Source organism: Pseudomonas sp. AC070, from assembly GCF_979258635.1.
The window spans coordinates 1,360,286-1,384,946 of record NZ_OZ409871.1 but is presented as its reverse complement, the minus strand read 5'-3'; the positions used below and the strand labels follow the sequence as shown (position 1 = coordinate 1,384,946).

Sequence of the window (24,661 nt, the reverse complement as noted above, 5' to 3'; positions counted from 1 at the left end):
ATTAAACCAATACGCCGGACTGGCGCAGGGCCTGACGCAGCGGTTCATGACAACGCGGACTAAGCCAGGTCAGCGGCAGACGAATGCCCTCGACCATCAAGCCCATTTCCTGCAGGGCCCACTTCACCGGAATCGGGTTGGATTCAATGAACAGCGTTTTGTGCAGCGGCATCAGGCGATCGTTGATCGCCCGGGCTGTCACGGCATCACCGGACATCGCCGCAGCGCACAGCTCGCTCATGGCGCGCGGTGCAACGTTGGCAGTTACGGAAATATTGCCTTTGCCGCCCATCAGCATCAGCTCGACGGCGGTGGCGTCATCGCCGGAATACACGAGGAAATCGCTGCTCACACGGTCCAGAACTTCCTGGCCGCGTTGCAGGTCGCCTGTGGCTTCCTTGATACCGACGATGTTGGAGATCTTCGATAGACGCTCAACAGTTTCCGGCAGCATGTCGCACACGGTGCGGCCCGGGACGTTGTAGAGAATCTGCGGAATGGCCACGGCTTCAGCGATGTGGCGGAAGTGCTGATACAAGCCTTCCTGGGTCGGCTTGTTGTAGTAGGGGGTGACCAGCAGGCACGCATCGGCGCCGGCGGTCTTGGCGTTGGTGGTGAGCTCGACCGCTTCGCGGGTGGAGTTCGCGCCCGTGCCGGCGATGACCGGAATGCGGCCCGCGACCTGATCGACTACGCGGCGGATCACTTCGATGTGTTCGTTGACATCCAGCGTCGCCGACTCACCGGTGGTGCCGACCGCGACAATGGCGTTGGTGCCTTCTTGCAGGTGGAAGTCCACCAGCTTGCTCAGCGCGTCCCAATCAAGACGACCCTGCGCATCCATAGGCGTGACCAGTGCCACCATACTGCCCGCAATCATGCAACCGCTCCTGCCGGAAAAAGAGAGCCGTAATGGTACTGGCGCCACCTGCCTTGCACAAGCGAAGTACCGCGCTATGAGCATTCCCCTCAGCGACAGTTTTCGCTAACCTTCCGGCTTTGATCGACAGTTAACCTGCCGACCGCTCATCGCTTTAGGAATGCTGCATGTCCACCCCCATCGTCCGCGAACAATTCCTTGTCATCAGTGCCCTTGGCACCAACCCGATGGAGCTGACCAACATTCTCTGCCGCACTTGCCATGAGAACCGTTGCGCCGTGGTCAGCACGCGGTTGAGTCGTCATGGTGAATACAGCGCGCTGGTCGTTCAGGTGTCGGGCAGCTGGGATGCCTTGGCCCGCCTGGAAACCAGCCTGCCGTCGCTGTCGAAGAAGCACGCTTTCACCGCCAGCGTGGTGCGCAGCGCAGCCGCTGAAGTCCGCCCGCAGGCGCTGCCTTATGTCGCGTATGTCAGCTCGGCGTACCGTCCCGACATTCTTAATGAGCTGTGCCAGTTTTTCCTCGACCACAACGTGGAGCTGGAAAACCTCACCTGCGACACCTACCTGGCGCCGCAGACCGGCGGCACCATGCTTAATGCCACGCTCACCGTCACGCTGCCCGCCGGCACGCAAATCAGTTGGCTGCGCGACCAATTCCTCGACTTCGCCGACGCGTTGAACCTGGATGCCCTGATCGAACCCTGGCGCCCACAAACGCCTGCATAAGGAATTCCCGCATGAGCGTTTCCCTCGACCAGGCCGTGGCCGACTTCACCGTGCCGGCCACCAGCGGCAAGCAAATCACCCTTTCGGCGCTAAAAGGCCAGCAGGTGGTGATTTATTTCTACCCCAAAGACAGCACGCCCGGCTGCACCACCGAAGGCCAGGGCTTTCGCGACCAATACGCAGCCTTCAAAGCCGCGAACACCGAAGTATTTGGCGTGTCGCGCGACAGCTTGAAGTCGCACGAGAACTTCAAGTGCAAGCAGGAATTCCCCTTCGAGCTGCTGTCGGATAAAGATGAAGCGCTGTGCCAGTTGTTCGACGTAATCAAGCTGAAAAAGCTCTACGGCAAGGAATACCTGGGCGTGGATCGCAGCACCTTTCTGATCGACGCCAATGGCGTGTTGCGTCAGGAATGGCGCGGTGTGAAAGTGCCCGGCCATGTCGACGCTGTGTTGGCTGCTGCGCAGGCGCTGAACGCCAACTAAGCAGCACCGTTCGCCTACGAAAAGCCCGGCTAAGTGCCGGGCTTTTTTTGTGCTTGCGACGCAGGCTTTACATCAACGGTGCGACCACCGGCTCCTGCCGGGGCCAGGCATCGAGCAATGCCTTGCACAGCGTGGCCAACGGAATGGCAAAGAAGATTCCCCAAAAGCCCCACAGGCCGCCGAACAGCAGCACGGCGCAGATGATGACCACCGGATGCAGGTTCACCGCTTCGGCGAACAACAGCGGCACCAACACGTTGCCATCCAATGCCTGGATGATGCCGTACACCGCCATCAGGTAAATGAACTGATCGCCCCAGCCCCACTGGAACAACGCGATGAGGGCAACCGGCACGGTAACCACCACGGCGCCCACATAAGGCACCACAACCGAAAGCCCGACCAGCAATGCCAACAGCGCGGCGTAGTTAAGCCCCAGGGCGATGAACGCCACGTAGGTCGCGCCGCCACAAATCAGAATTTCGATGACCTTGCCGCGAATGTAATTGGCGATTTGCTGGTTCATTTCCCGCGCCACTCGGGTGATCAACGTGCGCTCACGGGGCAGGTAACTGCGCAGCCAGCGCGCAATCAACGCACCGTCTTTCAAAAAGAAAAACACCAGAATCGGCACCAGCACCAGATAGATCATGGCGTTGACCAGCAACGGCAGGCTCGACAGCGAAACCGTGAGTGCCATCTGGCCGAAGCTGCCGATTTCATTGCGCACCACTTCGATCAGGTGCAGCACTTGCTCATCGGAAACCAGCTGCGGATATCGCTCTGGCAACAACAGCAGCAGCGACTGCCATTTGCCCAACATGCCGGGCAGCTCATTGAACAGCTTGATCACCTGCTGCCAGAGCAATGGCACCATCACCAGTAGGCAAACGCCTAACAGGCCGAGGAAACAGGCAAAAACCAGCCACACCGCGGCCACCCGCGGCACTCGCATGCGCTGCAGCGTGCGCACCAGACCCTGCATCAGAAACGCCAGCACCAGACCGGCCAGTACCGGCGCAAGCATGCCGCCAAACGTCAGAATGACCGCGAACGCGACCACCAGCAGCACGGCGAGCACCACGGCTTGCTCGTCCGAGAAATAGCGCTGCACCCAATTGCGTAACACGTTGAACATCACAATTCCTTAACGGCTTGAGCTAGGCCTTTTGCAACCAGTAGCGGTACACGCCAGCGTCCACTTCCTCATGCAGCAGCGTATGACCGGCAAGCCTGGCGAAGGCGCGGAAGTCACGCTGCGAGCCGGCATCGGTGGCGGTCACCTTCAGCACCGCGCCACTGGCCAGGCGATTGAGTTCGAGCTTGGCCTTGAGCAGCGGCAGCGGGCAATTCAGGCCGCTGGCATCCAGCTCGGCATCAGCGTTCACAGCATCACTCATCAAATCGGGCTCCAAAATCGGTGGATCAGGATACCGAGGTGGTCAGCCGACCGCCATGGCGGCTACAGTAGCGACTTTGCCGCCAAGAGCTCCGTGCATGAATCTCCTGCGCCCCACTCTGCTGTCACTTGCCTGCTTGCTCGCCTCCCCTGCCTTCGCCGACGACCTGCCCTCGCTGGGCGACTCGAGCTCCTCCATTGTGTCGCCGGAGCAGGAGTTTCAACTGGGCCGCGCCTGGCTCAGCGTGGTGCGCAGCCAGGTGCCGCAGCTGAACGACCCGCAGCTCAAAGCGTTCGTGGAAAGCAGCGTGTACAAGCTCGCCGAAACCAGCGACCTGCACGACCATCGCTTGGTGTTCATCCTGATCAAAGACCCGCAGATCAATGCCTTCGCCGCACCCGGCGGCGTCATTGGCGTAAACGGCGGTCTGTTTCTGTACGCGCAAACCGAAGCGGAATACGCCGCGGTATTGGCGCACGAATTGGGTCACTTGATTCAGCGCCACTACGCCCGAGGCTTACAGGCTCAGCAGCAAATGCAGATTCCGGTGATGGCGGCGATGCTCGCCGGCATTATCGCGGCGGCAGCCGGTGCCGGGGACGTCGGCATGGCGACAATCATGGGCACGCAGGCGGCGGCCATTCAGAACCAGCTGCGCTTCTCGCGGCAGAACGAACAAGAGGCCGACCGCGTCGGTGTGGTCAATCTGGAGCGCGCCGGTTACGACCCACGCGCCATGCCAAACATGTTCGAACGCATGGCCCGCCAATACCGCTACGACAAACGTCCGCCCGAATTCTTGCTGACTCACCCGGTGACCGAATCGCGTATCGCCGACACCCGCAACCGCGCCGAACAATTCGGCGCGAGCGGGCGTGAAGACACCCTGCAATATCAGCTGATGCGCGCACGGGTTCAGCTCACCTTTGAAGAAACCCCGGGCATCGCCGGCAAGCGCTTCCGCGCCATGTTGCAAGACGACCCTGGCATGGACGCCGCCCGCTACGGCCTGGCCCTGGCGCAAGTGAAGAACGGCCAGCTCAACGAAGCCCGCGACAGCCTGGCGATTTTGCTGAAGAAAGACCCCAGCAACATCACCTATAACCTGGCGCAGGTGGACCTCGACATCACCGCCAACCGCCTGCCGGATGCCAAGCAGCGCGTCGACAAAATGCTCGGCCAGTTTCCGGACGACTACCCGCTACAGCAGAGCCGCATCGATTTACTGTTGAAACAGAACCAGGCACCACAGGCGCAGAAAGCGCTGGAAGAACTGCTGAAAGCGCGGCCGAACGACCCGGATGTGTGGTACCAAATCGCCGAAGTGCGCGGCCAGGCGGGCGACATCATCGGCCTGCATCAAGCGCGTGCCGAGTACTTCGCGTTAATGGCTGACTTTGACCAGGCGCTGGAACAACTGGACTTCGCCAAACGCCGCGCCATCAACAACTTCCCGCTGGCCTCGAAGATCGATGCCAGACAGAAAGAAATCATGGAGCAACAGCGCATGATCAAGCAGTTGATGCGCTAACAAGCATCGCGGCGAATCCCGACACGGCGCGCTTCCTGTACGAGCGGCTTCAGCCGCGATAGCCGCAACGCCGATCCATCAAGCGTTACCGACCACCTTCAACCGCGCCGCCTGGGTGAAATCGAGCATACGTTTGAGCGGCTTGAGCGCGCGCGGAATCAACGCCGGGTCAACGAAGATTTCATTGCTGCCCTCACGCAAACATTGGAGCGTGCGCTCCAGGGTATTCATCGCCATCCACGGACAATGCGCGCAGCTGCGGCAGGCCGCGCCGTTGCCGGCTGTTGGCGCTTCCACAAAAATCTTGTCGGGGCACAGCTGCTGCATCTTGTAAAAAATGCCGCGGTCAGTGGCGACGATGAACGTGGAGTTTGGCAAGGTCTGCGCGGCTTTGATCAACTGACTGGTCGAGCCCACTGCATCGGCCAGATCAATCACCGACTCCGGCGATTCCGGGTGCACGAGAATGGCGGCGTCCGGGTACAGCGCCTTCATGTCTTCGAGCTGCTTGGACTTGAACTCTTCGTGAACGATGCAGGCACCGTCCCACAGCAGCATGTCGGCGCCGGTCTGTTTCTGGATATACCGGCCCAGGTGCTTGTCGGGAGCCCAGATGATTTTCTCGCCGTTATCCATCAGGCTTTCGACGATTTCCAACGCGCAACTCGATGTCACCACCCAGTCGGCACGCGCCTTAACGGCGGCCGAGGTGTTGGCGTACACCACCACCGTGCGCTCGGGATGTTGGTCGCAAAATGCTGAGAATTCGTCTATCGGACAACCGAGGTCCAGCGAGCAGGTTGCCTCCAGCGTCGGCATTAAAACGCGCTTTTCAGGGTTGAGAATTTTCGCGGTCTCACCCATGAATTTCACGCCCGCGACAAGCACGGTTTTGGCCGAATGCTGGTTGCCGAAGCGCGCCATTTCCAGCGAGTCGGACACGCACCCGCCGGTTTCTTCGGCCAGCGCTTGAATCACCGGATCGCAATAGTAGTGCGCGACCAACACCGCATCCTGCGCCTTCAGTTCGGCCGCAATGTCTGCGCGCAAACGCGCCTCTTCTTCCGGCGACAGGGGCTTGGGTTGTTTGGCATCGAGGTGCGCCTGAACCAACAGGCGTTCGGAAATCTGGGTCATGTCATCAGGCTCTGAATATGCTTTCAGTGGGGCGGAGTATACCCGCCCGAATGTCAGCGCAAGCGCGCGGCAAGAATAAAACTGGGACGACAGAAACGAAAAAACCCGGAACATTCGAGGTGGAATGTTCCGGGTTTTCCGGTCCTTCTTGCGAAGGAAATATGGTGGGTCGTGTGGGACTCGAACCTACGACCAATTGGTTAAAAGCCAACTGCTCTACCAACTGAGCTAACGACCCGCGGTGTGCATAATACTGATTTAATTCATAAAATCAACAGCATGCGGTAAAGATTTAGAAATATCTTGTAGGGTCATTCACGCCGGCCTCGGCAAACCCGGCAGCGCGCAAACGACAGCTGTCGCACTTGCCACAGGCGCGGCCGTCGTCGTCGGCCTGGTAGCACGAGACAGTCAACGCGTAATCGACGCCCTGCGCCATGCCTGCCTGAACGATCTGCGCCTTGCTCAGAAACTGCAGCGGCGCCTGGATACGAAAGCCCTGCCCTTCTACGCCCGCCTTGGTGGCCAGATTGGCCATGCGCTCGAACGCCTCGACGAACTCGGGGCGGCAATCGGGATAGCCCGAATAATCCACTGCGTTAACGCCGATAAAAATATCTTGCGCGCCCAGTACTTCAGCCCAACCCAGGGCGAGCGAGAGGAACACGGTATTGCGTGCCGGAACGTAGGTCACCGGAATGCCTTCGCCGGGCGTTTCCGGCACGGCGATGCTGCTGTCGGTCAACGCCGAACCGCCCATGCCGTTGAGGTTCAGGCCAATCACTTTATGTTCGATGACGCCGAGCTGCTCGGCCACGCGCTCGGCGGCTTGCAGCTCGGAACGGTGTCGCTGGCCGTAGTCGAAACTCATGGTGTAGCAGGCGTAACCGTCGGCCTTGGCCATCGCCACAACGGTGGCGGAGTCGAGGCCGCCGGAGAGCAGAATTACCGCTTTTTTAGTTGTCATGTCAGTGCCCCGGCTGGTCGTTCCAAAGAATTTTGTGCAGCTGCAACTGCAAACGCACTGGCAGGTTGTCGGCCACAATCCAGTCGGCCAACGCACGGGCGTCTACTTGTTGGTGGCTGGGCGAAAACAACACTTCACCGGCACGGTTCTGCAAACCGTACTGGATGAGCTTGGAGACGGACCAGTCGTAGTCTTCACGGGAACAGATAACGAATTTGACCTGATCGTTTGCCGTCAGGAACTCGATATTCTCGTAGCGATTGCGGCCAACCTCCGCCGAACCTGGGGTCTTGAGATCGACCACCTTGCTCACACGTGGGTCGACCGCCGACACATCGAGCGCGCCACTGGTTTCCAGCGACACCTCGAAGCCGGCGTCGCACAGGCGCTCCAGCAGAGGGATGCAGTTGGGCTGAGCCAACGGCTCGCCACCAGTGACGCAGACATAGCGTGGCTTGTAGGCCGCGATCTGCTCAACGATGTCGTCGAGGGACATGATTTCGCCGCCGCTGAAGGCGTAGGCGGTGTCGCAGTACTGGCAGCGTAACGGGCAGCCAGTCAGGCGAACGAACACAGTCGGTAAACCGGCAGTGCGCGTTTCACCCTGCAACGAGTAAAAAATCTCGGTAATGCGCAGGTTTTTTTGCATATCAGCCACGGGCGTGACGGCGAAACAGGCCATCCGCCTCCGTTGCGGGAATTGGGGCGGCGATTCTAAACAAAAAACCCGCGACAGGCGCGGGTTTTATTGAACAGAAAGTCAGGGTTTTACAAACGCTGCAAATCCCGCTGGGCCAACTGTGCGGCTGAGCTGCCGGGGTACTGCGCAATAACTTGCTGCAAGATACCTTTGGCTTTGTCGGTATGACCCAAACGCTGCTCAACATCGGCAAGTTTGTACAGCGAATCCGGCACCTTGTTATGAGTCGGGTACAGCTGACTCACTTTTGCAAACGCCTGGCCGGCGCCTTGCAAATCGCCTTTGGTGAGGTTTACTTCGCCCAACCAATACTGCGCGTTTCCGGCGTATTGGCTCTGTGGGTATTTGCGAAGGAATGCGGCGAAAGCCTGGCTGGCTTTGTCGAAGTCTTTCGCTTTGATCAGGTCGAAGGCAGCATCGTAATAGAGCTTTTCCTTCGCTGGATCACCTGGCTCTGTGCTCGCCGCAGGCTGTTGCGCTGTCGGCTGAACAGGTGCACCGCCGGCATTGATAGCCCCGGCGTTGCTGGAATCTGGAGTAGCGGCAGGAGCACCGGTGGCGCCGCCAGCTATACGTCTGTCGAGGTCTTGATAACGCTCCAGGCCTTCTTGTTTCAGGCGCTGAATTTCGTTTTGTTGCTCCTCGACCATGCCGCGCAGACGCGCGACTTCGTCTTGCATTTGTTGCAGCTGCATGAACAGCTCGCCCTGTGCCGAGGCAGGGGCCGTAACCCCTCCCCCTGCATAGGCGCCGGTCGTGCCATAACCTGCAGGTGGATAGCTGCCACCGCCATTACTGGCATTGTCTTCTACCACCGGAACCGCAGCCCACGCTGAAAGCGGGAGGCTGAGAGTCAATATAGTCAGAGCACGACGGCACGTTCGCATGTCGAATTACTTACGCAGTTCAACGCGACGGTTTTGAGCCCAGGATTGCTCGTCGTTGCCGGTAGCAACTGGACGCTCTTCACCGTAGGAAACCAGTTCCAGCTGAGCTGGGGAAACACCTTGCAGCACGAGGTAGCGCTGAACAGCTTTGGCGCGACGCTCGCCCAGAGCCATGTTGTACTCGCGGGTGCCGCGCTCGTCGGTGTTGCCTTCCAGAACGACGCGAGCGCCGTTGCCTTTCAAGTCCTTGGCGTGAACGTCAAGGGCGCGCATGGCTTCTGGCTTCAGATCCGAGCTGTCGTATTCGAAGTAGAAGGTGGTGATAGCGCGCAGAGCAGCTTCTTCGCTCAGGCTACCATCTACAGCGCCGTTGTTAGCGTTGTAGCCAGCGTTTGGATCAACAGCGCCTTCGCCAGCGTTGTCGCCGCCTTTGGAGGAGCAACCTACTGCTACGGCCATGGACAGAGCCAGAGCTGCGAACTTACCGAATTTCAACATTTCCATAGTAAAACTCCTAATGAACCCCAGTGTGTTAAGTAAAAGGTGTAGCGCCGCGTCAGTTCAGGAAGGGCGACCAGGATGGCTCTCGGATTTCGCCTTGCGCGGTTGGAATCGGGAGTTTTACTCGTCCATTGATGGAGGCAAGAATCAAGACTCCACGGCCCTGCTGGCGGGTGGCGTAGATTACCATGGTGCCGTTGGGCGCAACAGTAGGCGACTCATCCAGATTAGTATCTGAAAGAATGCGCAAACGGGACGTTTGAAGGTCCTGCGCCGCAACTTTGAAGTTGGTGAACCCGTCCTGACGGTGAATCATCACCAACGTCTTCTCGTCAGCAGACAGTTTAGGGTTGGCATTGTAGTTACCTACAAAGGTCACCCGGTCAACTGCACCGCCGCCAATACTCGTCTTATAGATCTGTGGTTTCCCAGCGCGATCCGAAGTGAAGTAAATAGTCTGACCGTCCTTGCCCCAGAACGGTTCGGTATCAATTGCGTAGTGATTGGTCACGCGGGTCATCTGGCGACTGCCCAGGTCCATCACATAAATTTCCGGGTTGCCATCGCGCGACAATACAAACGCCAACTTGCTGCCATCCGGCGAGAACGCCGGCGCGCCATTAAGGCCCTCGAAGTTGGTGATCTGTTCACGGCGACCGGTGTCGATGTGCTGAATAAAGATGCGCGGACGCTTCTGTTCAAACGACACATAGGCGATGCGCTTGCCATCACTGGCGAAACGCGGCGACAGAATGGGCTCGCGCGATTGCAGCAATGTCACGGCGCGGGCGCCGTCATAGTCGGAACGCTGCAAGGTGTAACGGGTGTTGGTGCCGGAGAAACGCTCGGCAGTCACGTACAGCATCTGCGTAGAAAACGCGCCCTTGATGCCGGTGAGTTTTTCGAACGACTGATCCGAAACGTAGTGCGACATATCGCGAAGTTGGTCGGTAGTACCGCCAACGCTACCGGCAAATACTTGCTGCTCGGTGGCCACGTTGAACAAGGCGAACTGCACTTGCAAACGTGCGCCGTTAGGCACGATGTTGCCGACCAGCACATATTGGGCGCCGAGTGCTTTCCAATCACGAAAGATAACTTCGCTTGCCTGACTCGGCAGGCTGATCATGTTCTGACGCGGGATCGGTTCGAAAATACCGGAGTTGCGCAGGTCTTTGCCGATCAGGTCAGACATGTCTTCGGGCAACACATTGCCGCCCTGCCAGCCGAACGGAACCACGGCAATTGGGATGGCGCGGTCAGAGCCGGTGCCAACCACAATGTTTTTTTCCTCTGCCACTGCCAGTCCTGCAGCGCAGCAAAGGACCAGGAGCATTCCTCGAAGAAGGTTGATCACAAATCTAGATCCTCAGGTTTGAAGGTCATCTTGAATGAACGGTACGGATTAAAGTCAGTAGGACTCAGACCCTGCATTTCTACTAAACGCCCAATGTTTTTCACTGCGGCTACAGCCGAGTTATCAAACGGCGCGTTACCGCTCGATTTGGCAATACTTGCGCTGGTAATGGTGCCGTCCGGCAGCATGGTGATCTGCAGAACTACCGCCATACCATTTCGGGCGCCTGGTGGACGAGTCCACACTTCCGAAGCCCGCATACGAATCAAATCATCGAAGTTACCGGAAACCGTGTCGCCCACTTCGTCAGCGGTGGTCGCCTCACGCTCGGTTGTATCCGAAAGCAATTCTGCCAGCGCCTGCGCCTTTTTATCTTCTGCGGATTTGCGGGCTGCTTCGGCTGCTTTCTTTTTCACGGCCTCCGCTTCTTTCTTTTTAGCGTCTGCTGCTTTCTTCGCATCCGCTGCCTTTTTCTTGGCATCGTCTGCAGCTTTTTTCTTCGCAGCTTCGGCGTCGGCTTTCTTCTTCGCCTCTTCCTCAGCTTTTTTCTTTTCTTCTTCGGTTTTCTTTTTCGCAATATCGGCGAGTTTCTTTTCTTCGGCCGCTTTTGCTTCGGCCGCTTTTTTCGCATCAGCCGCTTTCGCCGCTTCCGCCTCAGCCTGCTCTGCTTGTTCGGCTTTTTGAGCTTCTTCCGCTTTCTTTTGTTCCGCGGCCTTCACGGCCTGCTTTTCCTGTTCAACTTTCTTGGCTTCCAGTTGCTCGACTTCATATTGCTTGGCAGCGGTTTTCTTCGCTTCGCCGGCAATTTTCTGATTGGTCTGCGTGGTCGCCGGACTCTTGGATTTGAGCTCGTAGAGTGTGGCCTGAACAATGGGTTTAGTCGGTGGAAGCTCCGGCGTAAAAGCAAAGCTGACAAACAGCATGCCGAACAGCAGGACATGCAGCCCTACCGCCCAAATGCTTGGCCAGAAATAGCCTTCCGATGAGGAGCGCTCGCGTTCCTGCATCAGGGCGCCTCGGTAATCAGGCCGACGTTACCCACGCCCGCTTGCTGCAGCCCGCCCATGGCGGCCATCACGGCACCGTAGTCGACCACTTTGTCGGCGCGGATAAACACTTGAGTCTGCTTACCCTGAGCGCGGCTCTGATTCATGATCGCGGTCACGGCAGTGGTCATTTCCGGAAGCGTCAGGGCTTTGGCCTGCTGCTTGTCGGTGTCCACTTCACTGCCCAGGTTCCAGTAGTAGGTCTTGTCGGCCTTGATCGAAATGGTCAGCACCTGGGTGTTGTTGTCTTGCGGCAAGGCATCGCTCGACACCTTGGGCAAATCCACCTTCACACCCTGGTTGAGCATCGGGGCAGTCACCATGAAAATCACCAGCAGCACCAACATCACGTCGATGTAGGGCACCACGTTCATTTCGGCGACTGGTTTACGTCTCTTACGAATACGTGCCATGAGTTAAAACCTTTCCATATAGCCTTCAGTAGAACCGGCGTCTTATTCGTCGCTGGTGTGCACTTTGCGGTGCAAGATGGCTTGGAATTCATCGGCGAAGGTGTAGTAGCGGCCGATCAGGGTTTCGCCGCGAGCAGCAAAACGGTTGTAGGCAATTACCGCCGGAATCGCAGCGAACAGGCCGATGGCCGTGGCGATCAAGGCTTCGGCAATACCCGGCGCTACGGTCGCCAGCGTGGCTTGTTGAGCGGAGGCCAGACCACGGAAGGAGTTCATGATGCCCCACACGGTGCCGAACAGACCGATGTACGGGCTGGTGGAACCTACGGTGGCCAGGAACGGCAAGCTCTGCTCGAGCTTTTCTTCTTCGCGGGAGATGGCAACGCGCATGGCACGGTTCACGCCGTCCATGACTGCATCAGGGTCAACGCCCGGCTGCTGACGCAGGCGCGAAAACTCTTTGAAACCGCCGCGGAAAATCTGCTCCACGCCCGAATCCGGGTCTGGGTTGGCGCCGGCTTGGCGGTACAGCTTGGACAGATCGATACCCGACCAGAAACGCTCTTCAAACGACTCAAGCGAACGGCGGGCGGCACGGATCATGGTGCTGCGTTGGAAAATCATGATCCATGAGGTAACCGATGCGCCTACAAGGATCAGCATGACCAGCTGTACCACGATGCTGGCGTTGCTGATCAGGCTCCACATAGAGGTATGGTCGACGACGGTGGCTTCCACGCTTAATCTCCTGCTTTAGATGTACCCGCGTCGCTCACGCCGGCAAAGGCGGTACGCAACGCTTCGGGAATGGCCCGGGGTTTCAAACTGTCGGCGCGCACACAGGCCACCAGGAACTGCCCTTCACAGAGCAGCGTTTTATCCGTAGCCCGCCGCACCTGTTGACGGAAGCGCAGGCTGGCACGGTTTAATTCGATTACGTCGGCACTCACCAGCAACTCATCGTCCAACCGCGCCGGCACGTGATAACGCGCTTCGCTGGAATGCACGACAAACAACATGTCGCCCGCCAGCTGTGACTGGGAAAAGCCCAGATCACGTAGCCGCTCGGTGCGGGCCCGCTCCATGAATTTCAGATAATTGACGTAGTAAACGATGCCGCCGGCATCGGTGTCTTCGTAGTAAACCCGACAGCGATGGGTGAACGGCTCAAGCCCATTTTGCGCGCGCATACTCTAGTGCTTACTCCCCGGGTTGCCAATTGGGCAAACCAACTGTTTTTCATCGATTTGCATCTGCAAGTTCATCTTATTCGTCCACTGCAAACAGATCGGTCTGCGGCAGATCACCCATGCGCTTGGGCACGTTGAGGCCAAAGTGCAGATAAGCATGGCGCGTCACCACACGACCGCGCGGTGTACGCATGATGTAGCCCTGCTGAATCAGGTAGGGTTCGAGCACATCTTCGATGGTGTGGCGTTCTTCACTGATGGCCGCCGCGAGACTGTCGACGCCCACCGGGCCGCCGTCGAACTTCTCGATCATGGTCAGCAGCAGACGCCGGTCCTGATGATCGAAACCATGCTCATCGACATCCAGTAGATTCAGCGCCAGGTCCGCAATCGCGCGCGTGATATGCCCCTGGGCACGCACTTCAGCGAAGTCACGCACACGGCGCAGCAAGCGGTTGGCAATACGCGGCGTGCCACGGGCGCGACGGGCAATTTCGAACGCGCCCTCGGGATCCAGCGGCAGGCCAAGAATGCCGGCCGAGCGCTGAACGATCGTGGCCAGGTCTGCCGTGCTGTAAAACTCGAGGCGCTGAACAATGCCGAAACGGTCACGCAGCGGATTGGTGAGCATGCCCGCGCGGGTAGTGGCGCCGACCAGGGTAAAAGGAGGCAAATCGAGTTTGATCGAGCGTGCAGCGGGCCCTTCGCCAATCATGATGTCGAGTTGAAAATCTTCCATCGCCGGGTACAGCACTTCTTCAACGATGGGCGACAGGCGATGGATTTCATCGATAAACAGCACGTCGCCGGGCTCAAGGTTGGTCAGCATCGCGGCCAGATCACCAGGACGCTCCAGCACCGGGCCTGAAGTGCTCTTGATCGACACGCCCATTTCTTGGGCAATGATGTTGGCGAGTGTGGTTTTACCCAGACCGGGCGGCCCGAAGATCAAGGTGTGGTCAAGGGATTCGGCACGGCCGCGCGCCGCCTGAATAAACAGCTCCATCTGCTCACGGACTTTCGGCTGACCAATGTACTCGGCCAGGCGCAGCGGCCGAATGGCGCGGTCCAGTTGTTCATCGCGGTCACGGCCAGAAGCGGTGATCAGGCGATCGGCGTCTATCACTTAAACCATTCCTTTCAATGAACGACGGATCAATTCTTCGCTGCTCAAGCCTTCTTCCTGCACCGCCGATACCGCGCGACTGGCCTCTTGCGGCTTGAAGCCCAAGGAAATCAGGGCGCTCACGGCATCGTTCTCCGCACTTGAGACTGTGCCACCGGCACGAGGTTCAGTGACAAAAGTGGCGATGCCCGGCACGGTTTCCCAGGCTTTGAAGCGGTCTTTCAATTCGACCAGCAGGCGTTCGGCGGTCTTTTTGCCGACGCCGGGAATGCGGGTGAGTGCCGAGGTGTCTTGCGCTTGCACGCAGCGCACCAGCTCATCGACCTCAAGGCCAGACATCAACGCCAGCGCCAGCTTTGGCCCCACACCGTTAAGGCGGATCAGCTCACGGAACAGCTCGCGCTCGCGCTTCTCGGCAAACCCGAACAACAAATGAGCGTCTTCACGCACCACCAGATGGGTGTGCAACATCACCGGCTCGCCCAGCGACGGCAAGCGATACAGCGTGGTCATCGGCACTTCGATTTCGTACCCCACGCCATTCACATCGACGATAAGGTGCGGCGGCTGCTTTTCAAGCAAGGTCCCGCGCAGGCGTCCAATCACAACATCAGTTCCTTAATAAAGAAGCGCAGCCTCACAGACGCAGACGCCCGCCGCGACTGCGAGCGCCGACCAGGCCGTGAGGAATCAAACTGGAGCGAGTGTGGGCATGACACAAGGCAATTGCCAGCGCGTCAGAGGCATCGATCTGCGGTTTTTGTGTCAATTTCAGTAAGTGCATCACCATCAACTGCACCTGCTGCTTGTCCGCCCCGCCCGTACCGGCAATCGCCTGCTTCACCTGGGTGGCCGTGTATTCAGCGATTTCCAGCCCGTGCTCGGCGGCGGCAACAATCGCCGCGCCCCTGGCCTGACCGAGCTTGAGTGCGGAGTCGGCGTTCTTGGCCATGAACACTTTCTCGATGCCCATGGTGATCGGGCCATAGGTTTCGATCACCTCGCGCACGCCGCGAAACACGATTTGCAACCGTTCATGCAGCTCGCCGGCACCGGTACGAATGCAGCCCGAGGCCACGTACTCACAGCCACGCCCGATGTCGCGCACCACGCCATAACCGGTGATACGGGAACCGGGGTCAATGCCGAGAATAAGGGTCATAGCACCTGCGATTGGGCGAAGGGGGTAAGTGGGGTCAGCTTAAAGGCAGATGGGGGACGCGCATAGCGACGGTTGCGGCGGCGCAGGCGGTTTGCCGAACATCCCCTATAGGGCGCAATCGAGGCTAAAGCCTCTCCTACAGGAACCGTACCTGCCTGTGGGAGAGGCTTTAGCCTCGATGCATTTCCACCGGGGTTACCCCACCTGCTCCATGATCTCTTCTGGAATCTGGCCGTTGAAGTACACGTTTTGCACGTCGTCCAGGTCTTCGAGCATGTCGATCAGCTTGAGCACCTTCTGCGCCGTCTCCAGCTCACTCAGCTCGACGGTGATCGACGGAATCATGTTGATTTCCGCCTCCTCGCCTTTGAAGCCAGCTTTTTGCAGCGCTTCGTTGACGGAAATGAAGTCGACGAAACTGGTGAACACATCGATGGAGCCGTCTTCATGGGTGACCACGTCGTCGGCGCCCGCTTCAAGTGCCGCTTCCATCAGCGCATCTTCATCAACGCCGGGGGCGAAGCTGATCTGGCCCTTGCGGTCGAACATATACGCCACCGAACCATCGGTGCCGAGGTTGCCGCCGCACTTGGTAAAGGCGTGGCGCACCGCCGCTGCGGTGCGATTGCGGTTGTCGGTCATGGCTTCGACGATCACCGCCACACCATTGGGTGCGTAGCCCTCGTAGCTCAACTCTTCAACCTTGGTGCCGTCGTCCGCGCCAACGCCGCGAGCGATCGCGCGGTCGATGGTGTCGCGGGTCATGTTGGCGCCCAGCGCCTTGTCCACCGCGAGTCGCAAGCGCGGGTTGTCGGCCGGAATGCCGCCGCCCTGGCTGGCCGCCACGGTCAGCTCACGAATCAGCTTGGTGAAAATCTTGCCCTTTTTGGCGTCCTGACGCCCTTTACGATGCTTGATGTTGGCCCATTTGGAATGACCCGCCATAACTCGCTCCGTCCTGTCCAATAACTCACACTTGAATTGAAAACGCCCCTGTCCCGAGTGAGAGAGGGGCGCTGTAAAAGCCCAACCGAATGCTTAGTCGGCTTTGACTTGCTCGCGCAAGCGAATGTGCAGGTCACGCAACTGACGCGCGTCGACTTCGCCCGGCGCCTGCGTCATCACATCGGCAGCGCTTTGGGTTTTCGGGAAGGCGATCACTTCACGAATCGACTGTGCACCGGTCATCAGCATCACCAGACGGTCGAGGCCAAAGGCCAGACCACCGTGGGGCGGTGCACCGAATTTCAGCGCGTCGAGCAGGAAGCCGAACTTCTCTTCTTGCTCTTCTTCGCTGATGCCCAGCACGCGGAATACCGTTTGCTGCATGGCCTTGTCGTGGATACGGATCGAACCGCCACCCAATTCAGTACCGTTCAACACCATGTCGTAAGCGCGCGACAGAGCGGCAGCCGGGTTGGCTTCCAGCTCTTCGGGAGTGCACTTGGGCGAGGTGAACGGGTGGTGCAGCGAGTTCAGGCTGCCGTCGTCGGCTTCTTCGAACATCGGGAAGTCCACTACCCACATCGGCGCCCATTCGCAGGTCAGCAGATTCAGGTCATGGCCCACCTTGATACGCAGCGCGCCGAGGGCATCGCACACGATCTTGGTTTTGTCGGCACCGAAGAACACGATGTCGCCATTCACAGCGCCTACGCGGTCAAGAATGACGTTGAGGTTGGCTTCCGGAATGTTTTTCACGATCGGCGACTGCAGGCCTTCAACGCCCTTAGCACGCTCGTTGACCTTGATGTAGGCCAGGCCCTTAGCGCCGTAGTTGCCGACGAACTTGGTGTAGTCGTCGATTTGTTTGCGCGGCATGGCGCCACCGCCAGGAACACGCAGGGCGGCGATGCGGCATTTCGGGTCGTTGGCCGGACCGCTGAATACTTTGAAGTCCACGTCTTTGAGCTGATCGGCAACGTCGACCAGTTCCAGCGGAATACGCAGGTCCGGCTTGTCGGAACCGTAGCGGCTCATGGCTTCGGAGAACGGCATGTGCGGGAATTCACCGAATTCCAGGTTCAACACTTCCTTGAACAGCTGACGAATCATCTTCTCGGTGATGCCGATGATGTCGTCTTCGTCGAGGAAGCTGGTTTCGATGTCGATCTGGGTGAATTCCGGCTGGCGGTCAGCACGCAGGTCTTCGTCGCGGAAGCACTTGGCGATCTGGTAGTAACGGTCGAAGCCAGCAACCATCAGCAGTTGTTTGAACAGCTGCGGAGATTGTGGCAATGCGAAGAAGCTACCGGGGTGGGTACGGCTAGGCACCAGGTAGTCACGGGCGCCTTCGGGCGTGGCGCGGGTGAGGATCGGTGTTTCGACATCGATGAAGCCGTTGTCGTCGAGGTAGCGGCGGATGCTGCTGGTCACGCGCGAGCGCAGCTTGAGCTTCTCGGCCATTTCCGGACGGCGCAAATCGATGAAGCGATAGCGCAGGCGGGTTTCTTCGCCAACGTCGGTGTATTCGTTGAGCGAGAACGGCGGGGTTTCCGCTTCGTTGAGCACTTCCAGCTCGTAGCCCAGCACTTCAATGGCGCCGGAAGCCATGTTGGCGTTGTTCGCGCCGGCCGGACGCAGGCGCACTTTACCGGTGATTTTCACCACGTATTCGCTGCGCACACGGTCAGCCTTGGCGAAGGTTTCTGCGCGGTCCGGATCGAATACCACCTGGGCCAGACCTTCACGGTCGCGGATGTCGAGGAAGATCACCCCGCCGTGATCTCGGCGGCGATGAACCCAACCGCACAGGGTGACTTCCTGACCTTCCAGGCTCTCGTTCAATTGGCCGCAATAATGGCTGCGCATCATGATGGTGGTTTCGCTTCTCGTAATTCGACTAATCGGGGTGCTGCTTAATCGGCTTTGTCGCCGCCAGCGAGGTTCTTTTTAGCGCCGGTCTTGAAATCGGTTTCGTACCAGCCGTTGCCCTTCAAACGAAAGCCCGGCATGGACAGCAACTTCTTCAACTCGGGGGCCTTGCAGGTCGGGCAATCGACCAGAGGCGAATCGCTGAATTTCTGAATGGCTTCCATCTGATGGCCACAGGAAGCGCATTGGTAATCGTAAATTGGCATTTGGCTCATCTCAGCATGCGTGACTGCAAACTCGGCCCTGGGGCTGGCCCTGGGCGCTCCGCGATTGCGCAGGGGACGCCTGCTCGCGGCAAGGTGCGGGAGTATATGACGGATCGCGCCTGGCAATAAACCCAAAAACCGTGCACGCCAGCAGCCACTAACAGTCAATTAAGCGGAAAGTCGTGCGCGAACTGAACGCGATTAACAGCGCAGGCGTCCAAGCGTGCAATGCATTTGCCCAATAGCATTTATTGACTCTCGCACCGCGACATCCCCCCCAGGGCCCATGCTAGGCTCTCGCCATCGCGTCAGCCCGTCTTCATTAGCCTGAAAAAGGAGAAATGCCATGGAAATCAATATCGGAATTGCCGAACAGGACCGCGCCGCCATTGCCGAAGGTCTGTCTCGCTTGCTCGCCGACACCTACACCCTGTACCTGAAAACCCACAACTTTCATTGGAACGTCACCGGTCCAATGTTCAACACCCTGCACCTGATGTTTGAAGGCCAGTACACCGAGCTGGCATTGGCCGTCGACTCCATCGCCGAGCGCATCCGCGCCCTGGGCTTCAACGCGCCGGGCACTTATGCCGCTTACGCTCGCCTTTCCTCTATTAAAGAAGAGGAAGGCGTACCGAGCGCCGAAGACATGATCAAGCAACTGATCCAGGGCCAGGAAGCAGTCGTGCGCACCTCACGCGGCATTTTCCCGCTGCTGGACAAAGTCAGCGACGAGCCTACCGCCGACCTGCTGACCCAACGCATGCAGATCCACGAAAAAACCGCATGGATGCTTCGCAGCCTCCTGGCAGCGTGATCCAATCCCGCAAAAAACAGTAAAGGCCCGGCGCAAAACCGGGCCTTTTGCTAGGCGCAACCTGTATGGCTGCTCTATGCTCTGGCAATCAATAGTTTGAACTTGTACGACGCATGAGCCAGCCGCCGAAATCGCCCAACATTCTCAGTCTCTATCCGGAGGAGACCCGCGAGGCAGCTGATCTGTTAAAGCAGGCCGTACCGCTCATGGTGCGCCACGATATTCCGCCCAACCCCGTGCACTACGCGCTTTGGTACACGTACAGCAAAGGCAAGGAACCAGAGCTCAATCGTCGGCTCGACAAAGCCGTTAAAGATTTCGATAGCTTTCCACCAGAAACCGCAGCGAAGCTGTTTCGCGACTTTATTATTCGCGGCGAACTCGAAGAAGCGCGCGCCGGGCAGCAGCAAGTCATTGAACTGGTCGATGACATCGAAGGCGGCGTTTCGCAAAGCGTCAGCACCAGCAAAGCCTATCAAGATAGTCTCAATCACGGCCTCAGCGCCTTGCAGGAACCCTTGATCGACGACCTGCCCAGCGTGCTCAACGACTTGCAGCAAAGCACCCAGCTCATGCAAGACCAGCAGGAAAAATTCCTTTACCGCCTGCGCAGTGCCCAGGAAGAAATTTCCCACCTGCGCGGGCAGCTCGAACGCGCCCACATGGCCGCGACGCTCGACAGCCTGACCAACGTATTCAACCGCCACGCCTTCACTCGCCTGCTGGAGCAAACCCTTGCCCACGGTCATCAAGGCGTGGCGCTGGTGATGCTCGACATCGACCACTTCAAACACTTCAACGACCAATACGGACATCCCCTGGGCGACCGCGTGCTACAGCATGTGGGCCAATTGCTGCGTGAACTGTTGCCACCCAGGGGCATGGCCGCCCGTTATGGTGGCGAAGAATTTTGCGTGATCCTACGAGAATGCCCCGATCTGGAAACGGCCCACGCCTTCTCCGAACAATTACGCCTGAAAATTCAGGCGCTGCGGGTGAAGGTGCGCCGCACCGATGAAATCCTCGACACCATTACCGCCTCGTTCGGTTTCGCCCTGGCCGAAGCCGGCGACAACCTCGAAAGCCTGCTCACCCGAGCCGACGACGCCCTGTATCAAGCCAAACGCGCCGGCCGTAATCAGGTTCATCCTCACCTGCCCGAGCCAGCGCTAAGCGCTTGATTTGAGTAGCCCTCCGCTTTGCTGTTAAATACTCCCCCGTGTTGCCGCTTGGCGCGGCGCATAGGCGGATGGAACGCGTGTCGAGAGCCGATTTTCAGTTACGGCAACCCGTGTCCCACCCCGCTCTTCTGCTGAATATCCTTATAAGTGAGCTCATTGCACATGCTTAAAATCGTCCACCTGCTTGTAGGAGTCGCCGCACTACTCCTGTCTTTTGTTCCTAGTCTCCATGCCGACAACCTTCCTTACCTGCAACAGCCCGATGCCGTTTACCTCGCTCTGCTTGGTTTGATCAACCTGCTGCTGGCCCCTCTTTTTCCAATCTGGCATATGGGTGCGCGCCAACACATTCAGGGCTTGGTCAGCGCGCTGTTGGTACTGGCCGTTGTGCTGCAAGTTCTGATTTTGCTGGCCCCGCTGCCCGTCATCGGCGGCCAGCCGGCCGTGTTGCTCAGCCTGCTTACCGTATTGCTAGCGGTGATACTTCACCTGTGCGCAAACCTGCGCATGAAAGGTCGCAGCAAAGCAGTCCCGCAAGACCTGGGTGATCGCGAAACCGGCACCGTAAAGTGGTTCAACACCTCGAAAGGCTTCGGCTTTATCTCCCGCGACAGCGGCGACGATATCTTTGTGCACTTTCGTGCCATTCGTGGCGAAGGCCACCGCGTGCTGGTCGAAGGACAACGCGTTGAATTCTCGGTGATGCAGCGCGACAAGGGCCTGCAAGCTGAGGATGTGATCGCAGCCCTTCCGCTACGTCGCTAAGCGCTGGCTACACCCACAAAAAACCCGCCACTGGCGGGTTTTTTTATACCTGTGGAAAAGCCTTCTATTAATAGTGCGGCGGCGGTGCCTCGTGCTCGTTCATGCCAAAGCCGCTCTGCATATCTTCCTGGCGCTTGGCCAGCGCGGCGATCTGCAAGCTCAAGCGCTCAATGATTCGCTGCTGACTGACCAGCTCGTCGTTCAGCGCCTGAATGGTGTCGTCCTGAAACGCCAGCCGGGTTTCCAGTTCCATCACTCGGTTTTCTAAAGTCATGGCTTACTCCTCAGCGAACGTAAAATCGCTGCCCAGCACCGAACGCAACTTCGCGCGAATCGCGGCAACCTGTTCGGCGGCATAGGCTTGCGCTGGAAACTTGCCCCACACCGGCGCCGGCCACGCGGCATCGCTGCGCCGACGGACGATCACGTGCATGTGCAACTGACTCACCACGTTGCCGAGCGTGGCGATGTTCATTTTGTCGGCTGCGAAGGTGTCTTTTAACAATTCGGTCAGCGTGACCGTTTCGTGCCACAGCTGCTTCTGTTCGTCGGCGCTGAGTTGGAACAACTCGCTCACTTCTTCGCGGCGCGGAACCAGGATGAACCAGGGGTAGTGGACGTCATTCATTAACAATAAACGGCACAACGGAAAGTCGCCGATCAGCAGGGTGTCGTTCTGCAAACGTGAATCCAGGGCGAACATACACAAACTCCTACTTATATATAGGTACAACGATGCCAAGCGCTGCGAACAAGCCGGCCGCGCGATGACGCAAGGATACCTGCTTAGGTGGGAATTCGCCCCCAGCCCAGACGCGAGATCGTTACCGAAGGGCGAGCGCTCAACCCGCCTATCGCCCGCCAGTATGAGCCGCACCAAAACAGCGCCCGCTCTCAGCATGAGCCGCTCGACCATGCACCGCCACTGTGCACACTTTGTTACCCAAGCCCCGCAAGCCCCACTTTTGCAGCGTTACTGCCACCGCCAGTAACGGTTGACCGCAGCCCGCCGCGCCACCCAAGCGCAGCGGCAAACCCCGCTTCTGTTGCGCCTTGCTCAACGCAACGCTCAGAAAATCACACATTACGAAATTTTCACGACCGTTTCGGCGTTTGTGCACGCTAATTGCTTTATCCCAAACCAAGATCAATGAGCACATACGCCCAACAGTGTTTGTGTACCTTGCTTGGAACAACAGTTAACCCTACGGACAGGAATTAACCGTTGGTCTTTAAAAGGGATTAATGAGAGTGGTTTTTATCGACTCGTTAATCATCAGAAGTCACGGAAAGAGTAATCGCTGGGATGCAAGCGTAAAACTACGAATTTGCGACATGCCACATAAGCTTTTGCGACATTGTCGTAAAGAATTTGTAGGGTCTCTGCACTATCTGTCGCCAACAATGTCGCCGTGCTATAACTTAGCGCCGACACAAAAAGAAAGAGCTAGCCCATACAACAAATAAGATGGGCAGCGCAACTTCTAAACCAAAGGAGCAATCACGATGCAAGTGATGAAGTGGAGCTTAATCGCCCTCGCAGTAGCGGGCAGCACCCAACTGGCAGTAGCCAGCGAACAGTCCGACTCCAAGGGCTTCGTAGAAGACAGCAGCCTGGATGTTCTGGCTCGCAACCTCTACTTCTCCCGTGACCGCCGCAACAACCCAAACACCGAGCAAAGCCGCGTTGAAGAATGGGGCCAAGGCTTCATCGGCACTTTCGAGTCCGGCTTCACCCAGGGCACTGTAGGTTTCGGCGTTGATGCGATCGGCCTGGCCGGCATCAAGCTCGACAGCGGCCGCGGCCGTGCTGGCACCGGTCTGTTCCCGGAAGACTCTGATGGTCGTTCGGAAGACAGCTACGGTGAAGCTGGTGGCGCTGTGAAAATTCGCCTTTCCAACACCACTCTGAAGTACGGCGATCAATTCACCACCATGCCCGTGTTCGCAACTGACGACAGCCGTTTGCTGCCAGAAGTTGCTGAAGGCTTCCAGATCACCAGCAACGAAATCGCTGGTCTTGAGCTGAAAGCAGGTCACTTCACCGGTATCAACGCTCAGGATTCCACCAACCACGACGGCCTTGGTTTGACCAAAGCGGACGTGTTCGGCGGCACCTACGCATTCAGCGATTCCCTGTCGGCAACCCTTTACTACTCGCGCGTTGAAGACTTCTTCAAGAAGATTTACGCCAACGTAAACTGGACTCTGCCTATCACCGAAGGCCAAGCGTTTGGCCTCGATGTAAACGCCTACAAGGTAGACAGCATTGGCGACGGTCTGGCTGACGCCGATAACACCAACGGCAGCGGCGACATCGACAACCTGACTTACAGCTTCGCAGCTTCCTACAGCATCGACGCTCACAAGTTCACCCTGTCCTTCCAGGACGTAACTGGTGACGGCGACTACGCCTACGGCGTAGACGGCGGCGGTACTGTTTACCTGAACAACTCGATCGCCCGTTCCGACTTCAACACTGAAGACGAGAAATCCTACGGCGCTCGTTATGACCTGGACTTCGCCACTCTTGGTGTTCCTGGCCTGTCGTTCATGACTCGCTACGTTACTGGTAAAGGCGCGAACGTTGCGTCGACCGACAACGGTAAAGAGTGGGAACGCGACATCGAAGCTAAATACGTACTGCAAGATGGCCCAGCTAAAGACCTGAGCCTGCGTATTCGTCAAGCCACTTATCGTTCGAGCGACGCCGTGTACCTGCGTTCCTCGCCTTCGATCGACGAACTGCGCCTGATCGTCGAATACCCACTGAGCATTCTGTAATCCAGAACTCAGCAGGTAATTCGATATAAGAAAAAGCCCGGCATTAGCCGGGCTTTTTTTCGTCTGCAAGTTGGTACGGTTTAACTAACTTACAACGGAAGTGCGTACGTGCCCGTTACATGAGCCACTAGATTGTCATCATCGCCCGCCGAATATAAAGACACTTCACACACCGCTTGACGACGACTTAGTTTAAGTATTTGCGCATGGGCGATTAAGTCGACCGGCTTTGGTTTCGCCAGAAAGTTGATGTTCAAGTTAGCGGTCACCGCCATCTCGACCTTGCCGAGGCGCCCCAGCACCACGGCGTACATCGCGGCATCGGCAAGCGCCATGATCGTAGGCCCCGAAACGGTGCCGCCCGGGCGCACCAATTTGGCCTGGAACGGCACGCGGGCGTAGGCGTTGTTAGCGTCCAACTGGTCGATGCACAGGTCAATATCCTCGGCCATCGGCACACCAAAACGGATCAAGGCTTGTACTTGTTCAGCAGTCAAAGCGGTCACTCGAAACCCCTTACATTG

The 24,661-nt window shown here is 58.1% G+C and carries 29 protein-coding genes, 1 tRNA gene and 1 pseudogene; 8 read left to right on the top strand and 23 right to left on the bottom strand.

Annotation, left to right across the window (positions count from 1 at the left end):
• Position 1: 1 nt before the first annotated feature.
• Positions 2-880 carry a 4-hydroxy-tetrahydrodipicolinate synthase gene (gene dapA / locus ACZZ0Q_RS06135; RefSeq protein WP_463539729.1) on the bottom strand — a complete coding sequence of 293 codons (879 nt, stop codon included), beginning with the start codon at positions 878-880 and terminating at the stop codon, positions 2-4.
• Positions 881-1,047: 167 nt separating this feature from the next.
• On the opposite strand from dapA, the gene ACZZ0Q_RS06130 reads away from it, so the two are divergent.
• Positions 1,048-1,608: a glycine cleavage system transcriptional repressor gene (locus tag ACZZ0Q_RS06130; RefSeq protein WP_122493907.1), complete on the top strand. Its 561-nt coding sequence runs from the start codon at positions 1,048-1,050 to the stop codon at positions 1,606-1,608.
• 11 nt (positions 1,609-1,619) lie between these two features.
• A complete protein-coding gene (locus ACZZ0Q_RS06125) occupies positions 1,620-2,093 on the top strand; it encodes a peroxiredoxin (RefSeq protein WP_463539730.1) in 474 nt (157 codons plus the stop codon).
• Positions 2,094-2,160: 67 nt separating this feature from the next.
• On the opposite strand, the gene ACZZ0Q_RS06120 is transcribed toward ACZZ0Q_RS06125, so the two are convergent.
• The gene (locus ACZZ0Q_RS06120) at positions 2,161-3,231 is read right to left on the bottom strand and encodes an AI-2E family transporter (RefSeq protein WP_463539731.1); all 1,071 of its coding nucleotides are present in this window, start codon (positions 3,229-3,231) and stop codon (positions 2,161-2,163) included.
• Positions 3,232-3,253: 22 nt separating this feature from the next.
• Entirely contained in the window at positions 3,254-3,493 is a 240-nt protein-coding gene (locus ACZZ0Q_RS06115) for a sulfurtransferase TusA family protein (RefSeq protein WP_463539732.1), read from the bottom strand.
• Positions 3,494-3,590: 97 nt separating this feature from the next.
• On the opposite strand from ACZZ0Q_RS06115, the gene ACZZ0Q_RS06110 reads away from it, so the two are divergent.
• Entirely contained in the window at positions 3,591-5,024 is a 1,434-nt protein-coding gene (locus tag ACZZ0Q_RS06110) for a M48 family metalloprotease (protein ID WP_463539733.1), read from the top strand.
• Between the two features lie 78 nt (positions 5,025-5,102).
• Here the strand turns inward: ACZZ0Q_RS06110 and nadA are convergent, their stop codons facing one another.
• From nadA to ACZZ0Q_RS06025, 17 genes are all read right to left on the bottom strand, one after another.
• The gene (gene nadA / locus ACZZ0Q_RS06105; protein ID WP_463539734.1) at positions 5,103-6,161 is read right to left on the bottom strand and encodes a quinolinate synthase NadA; all 1,059 of its coding nucleotides are present in this window, start codon (positions 6,159-6,161) and stop codon (positions 5,103-5,105) included.
• Positions 6,162-6,323: 162 nt separating this feature from the next.
• A tRNA-Lys gene (locus ACZZ0Q_RS06100) sits at positions 6,324-6,399 on the bottom strand.
• Between the two features lie 54 nt (positions 6,400-6,453).
• On the bottom strand, positions 6,454-7,128 hold the full coding sequence (gene queC, locus ACZZ0Q_RS06095; protein WP_463383508.1) for a 7-cyano-7-deazaguanine synthase QueC: 675 nt from the start codon (positions 7,126-7,128) through the stop codon (positions 6,454-6,456).
• 1 nt (position 7,129) lies between these two features.
• Complete coding sequence (queE, locus tag ACZZ0Q_RS06090) at positions 7,130-7,777, bottom strand: 7-carboxy-7-deazaguanine synthase QueE (RefSeq protein ID WP_463561003.1); 648 nt, start codon at positions 7,775-7,777, stop codon at positions 7,130-7,132.
• A 119-nt stretch (positions 7,778-7,896) separates the two neighbouring features.
• Entirely contained in the window at positions 7,897-8,715 is an 819-nt protein-coding gene (gene ybgF / locus ACZZ0Q_RS06085; RefSeq protein ID WP_463560376.1) for a tol-pal system protein YbgF, read from the bottom strand.
• A gap of 6 nt (positions 8,716-8,721) precedes the next feature.
• Positions 8,722-9,219 carry a peptidoglycan-associated lipoprotein Pal gene (gene pal, locus ACZZ0Q_RS06080; RefSeq protein WP_463539735.1) on the bottom strand — a complete coding sequence of 166 codons (498 nt, stop codon included), beginning with the start codon at positions 9,217-9,219 and terminating at the stop codon, positions 8,722-8,724.
• 52 nt (positions 9,220-9,271) lie between these two features.
• Positions 9,272-10,552, bottom strand: a complete 1,281-nt coding sequence (gene tolB / locus ACZZ0Q_RS06075) for a Tol-Pal system beta propeller repeat protein TolB (RefSeq protein WP_463561001.1) — start codon at positions 10,550-10,552, stop codon at positions 9,272-9,274.
• A gap of 17 nt (positions 10,553-10,569) precedes the next feature.
• Positions 10,570-11,580 carry a cell envelope integrity protein TolA gene (gene tolA / locus ACZZ0Q_RS06070; RefSeq protein ID WP_463383509.1) on the bottom strand — a complete coding sequence of 337 codons (1,011 nt, stop codon included), beginning with the start codon at positions 11,578-11,580 and terminating at the stop codon, positions 10,570-10,572.
• The gene (gene tolR, locus ACZZ0Q_RS06065; protein WP_122493916.1) at positions 11,580-12,032 is read right to left on the bottom strand and encodes a protein TolR; all 453 of its coding nucleotides are present in this window, start codon (positions 12,030-12,032) and stop codon (positions 11,580-11,582) included. The genes tolA and tolR overlap by 1 nt, the downstream gene beginning before the upstream one ends.
• Positions 12,033-12,074: 42 nt before the next feature.
• Positions 12,075-12,770, bottom strand: coding sequence for a protein TolQ (gene tolQ, locus ACZZ0Q_RS06060; RefSeq protein ID WP_122493917.1), 696 nt, complete (start codon positions 12,768-12,770; stop codon positions 12,075-12,077).
• Between the two features lie 2 nt (positions 12,771-12,772).
• The gene (gene ybgC / locus ACZZ0Q_RS06055; RefSeq protein ID WP_463383510.1) at positions 12,773-13,222 is read right to left on the bottom strand and encodes a tol-pal system-associated acyl-CoA thioesterase; all 450 of its coding nucleotides are present in this window, start codon (positions 13,220-13,222) and stop codon (positions 12,773-12,775) included.
• 76 nt (positions 13,223-13,298) lie between these two features.
• A complete protein-coding gene (gene ruvB, locus ACZZ0Q_RS06050) occupies positions 13,299-14,348 on the bottom strand; it encodes a Holliday junction branch migration DNA helicase RuvB (RefSeq protein ID WP_463383511.1) in 1,050 nt (349 codons plus the stop codon).
• The gene (gene ruvA, locus ACZZ0Q_RS06045) at positions 14,349-14,954 is read right to left on the bottom strand and encodes a Holliday junction branch migration protein RuvA (protein ID WP_463539736.1); all 606 of its coding nucleotides are present in this window, start codon (positions 14,952-14,954) and stop codon (positions 14,349-14,351) included.
• A 31-nt stretch (positions 14,955-14,985) separates the two neighbouring features.
• The gene (gene ruvC / locus ACZZ0Q_RS06040) at positions 14,986-15,510 is read right to left on the bottom strand and encodes a crossover junction endodeoxyribonuclease RuvC (RefSeq protein ID WP_122493921.1); all 525 of its coding nucleotides are present in this window, start codon (positions 15,508-15,510) and stop codon (positions 14,986-14,988) included.
• Positions 15,511-15,705: 195 nt separating this feature from the next.
• Positions 15,706-16,455, bottom strand: a complete 750-nt coding sequence (locus ACZZ0Q_RS06035) for a YebC/PmpR family DNA-binding transcriptional regulator (RefSeq protein WP_463383512.1) — start codon at positions 16,453-16,455, stop codon at positions 15,706-15,708.
• Between the two features lie 93 nt (positions 16,456-16,548).
• On the bottom strand, positions 16,549-18,324 hold the full coding sequence (gene aspS / locus ACZZ0Q_RS06030; RefSeq protein ID WP_463539737.1) for an aspartate--tRNA ligase: 1,776 nt from the start codon (positions 18,322-18,324) through the stop codon (positions 16,549-16,551).
• A gap of 44 nt (positions 18,325-18,368) precedes the next feature.
• Positions 18,369-18,590, bottom strand: a complete 222-nt coding sequence (locus ACZZ0Q_RS06025) for an FmdB family zinc ribbon protein (RefSeq protein ID WP_110616213.1) — start codon at positions 18,588-18,590, stop codon at positions 18,369-18,371.
• A 346-nt stretch (positions 18,591-18,936) separates the two neighbouring features.
• Here ACZZ0Q_RS06025 and ACZZ0Q_RS06020 point away from each other — a divergent pair, with 346 nt between their 5' ends.
• From ACZZ0Q_RS06020 to ACZZ0Q_RS06005, 4 genes and pseudogenes are all read left to right on the top strand, one after another.
• Entirely contained in the window at positions 18,937-19,407 is a 471-nt protein-coding gene (locus ACZZ0Q_RS06020) for a Dps family protein (protein ID WP_122493924.1), read from the top strand.
• Positions 19,408-19,520: 113 nt separating this feature from the next.
• On the top strand, positions 19,521-20,588 hold the full coding sequence (locus ACZZ0Q_RS06015; RefSeq protein ID WP_463539738.1) for a GGDEF domain-containing protein: 1,068 nt from the start codon (positions 19,521-19,523) through the stop codon (positions 20,586-20,588).
• Positions 20,589-20,750: 162 nt separating this feature from the next.
• Positions 20,751-21,071 (top strand): annotated as a pseudogene (locus tag ACZZ0Q_RS06010) (cold shock domain-containing protein membrane protein); the annotation flags it as partial.
• Positions 21,072-21,128: 57 nt separating this feature from the next.
• Complete coding sequence (locus ACZZ0Q_RS06005) at positions 21,129-21,353, top strand: cold-shock protein (protein ID WP_163016622.1); 225 nt, start codon at positions 21,129-21,131, stop codon at positions 21,351-21,353.
• 67 nt (positions 21,354-21,420) lie between these two features.
• Here ACZZ0Q_RS06005 and ACZZ0Q_RS06000 read toward each other — a convergent pair whose 3' ends face one another.
• Positions 21,421-21,627 carry a SlyX family protein gene (locus ACZZ0Q_RS06000; protein ID WP_463539739.1) on the bottom strand — a complete coding sequence of 69 codons (207 nt, stop codon included), beginning with the start codon at positions 21,625-21,627 and terminating at the stop codon, positions 21,421-21,423.
• A 3-nt stretch (positions 21,628-21,630) separates the two neighbouring features.
• The gene (locus ACZZ0Q_RS05995) at positions 21,631-22,056 is read right to left on the bottom strand and encodes an HIT family protein (RefSeq protein ID WP_463539740.1); all 426 of its coding nucleotides are present in this window, start codon (positions 22,054-22,056) and stop codon (positions 21,631-21,633) included.
• Between the two features lie 803 nt (positions 22,057-22,859).
• On the opposite strand from ACZZ0Q_RS05995, the gene ACZZ0Q_RS05990 reads away from it, so the two are divergent.
• Positions 22,860-24,137: an OprD family porin gene (locus ACZZ0Q_RS05990; RefSeq protein WP_463539741.1), complete on the top strand. Its 1,278-nt coding sequence runs from the start codon at positions 22,860-22,862 to the stop codon at positions 24,135-24,137.
• An 89-nt stretch (positions 24,138-24,226) separates the two neighbouring features.
• On the opposite strand, the gene ACZZ0Q_RS05985 is transcribed toward ACZZ0Q_RS05990, so the two are convergent.
• Entirely contained in the window at positions 24,227-24,634 is a 408-nt protein-coding gene (locus ACZZ0Q_RS05985; protein ID WP_463384737.1) for a PaaI family thioesterase, read from the bottom strand.
• Between the last annotated feature and the right edge of the window lie 27 nt (positions 24,635-24,661).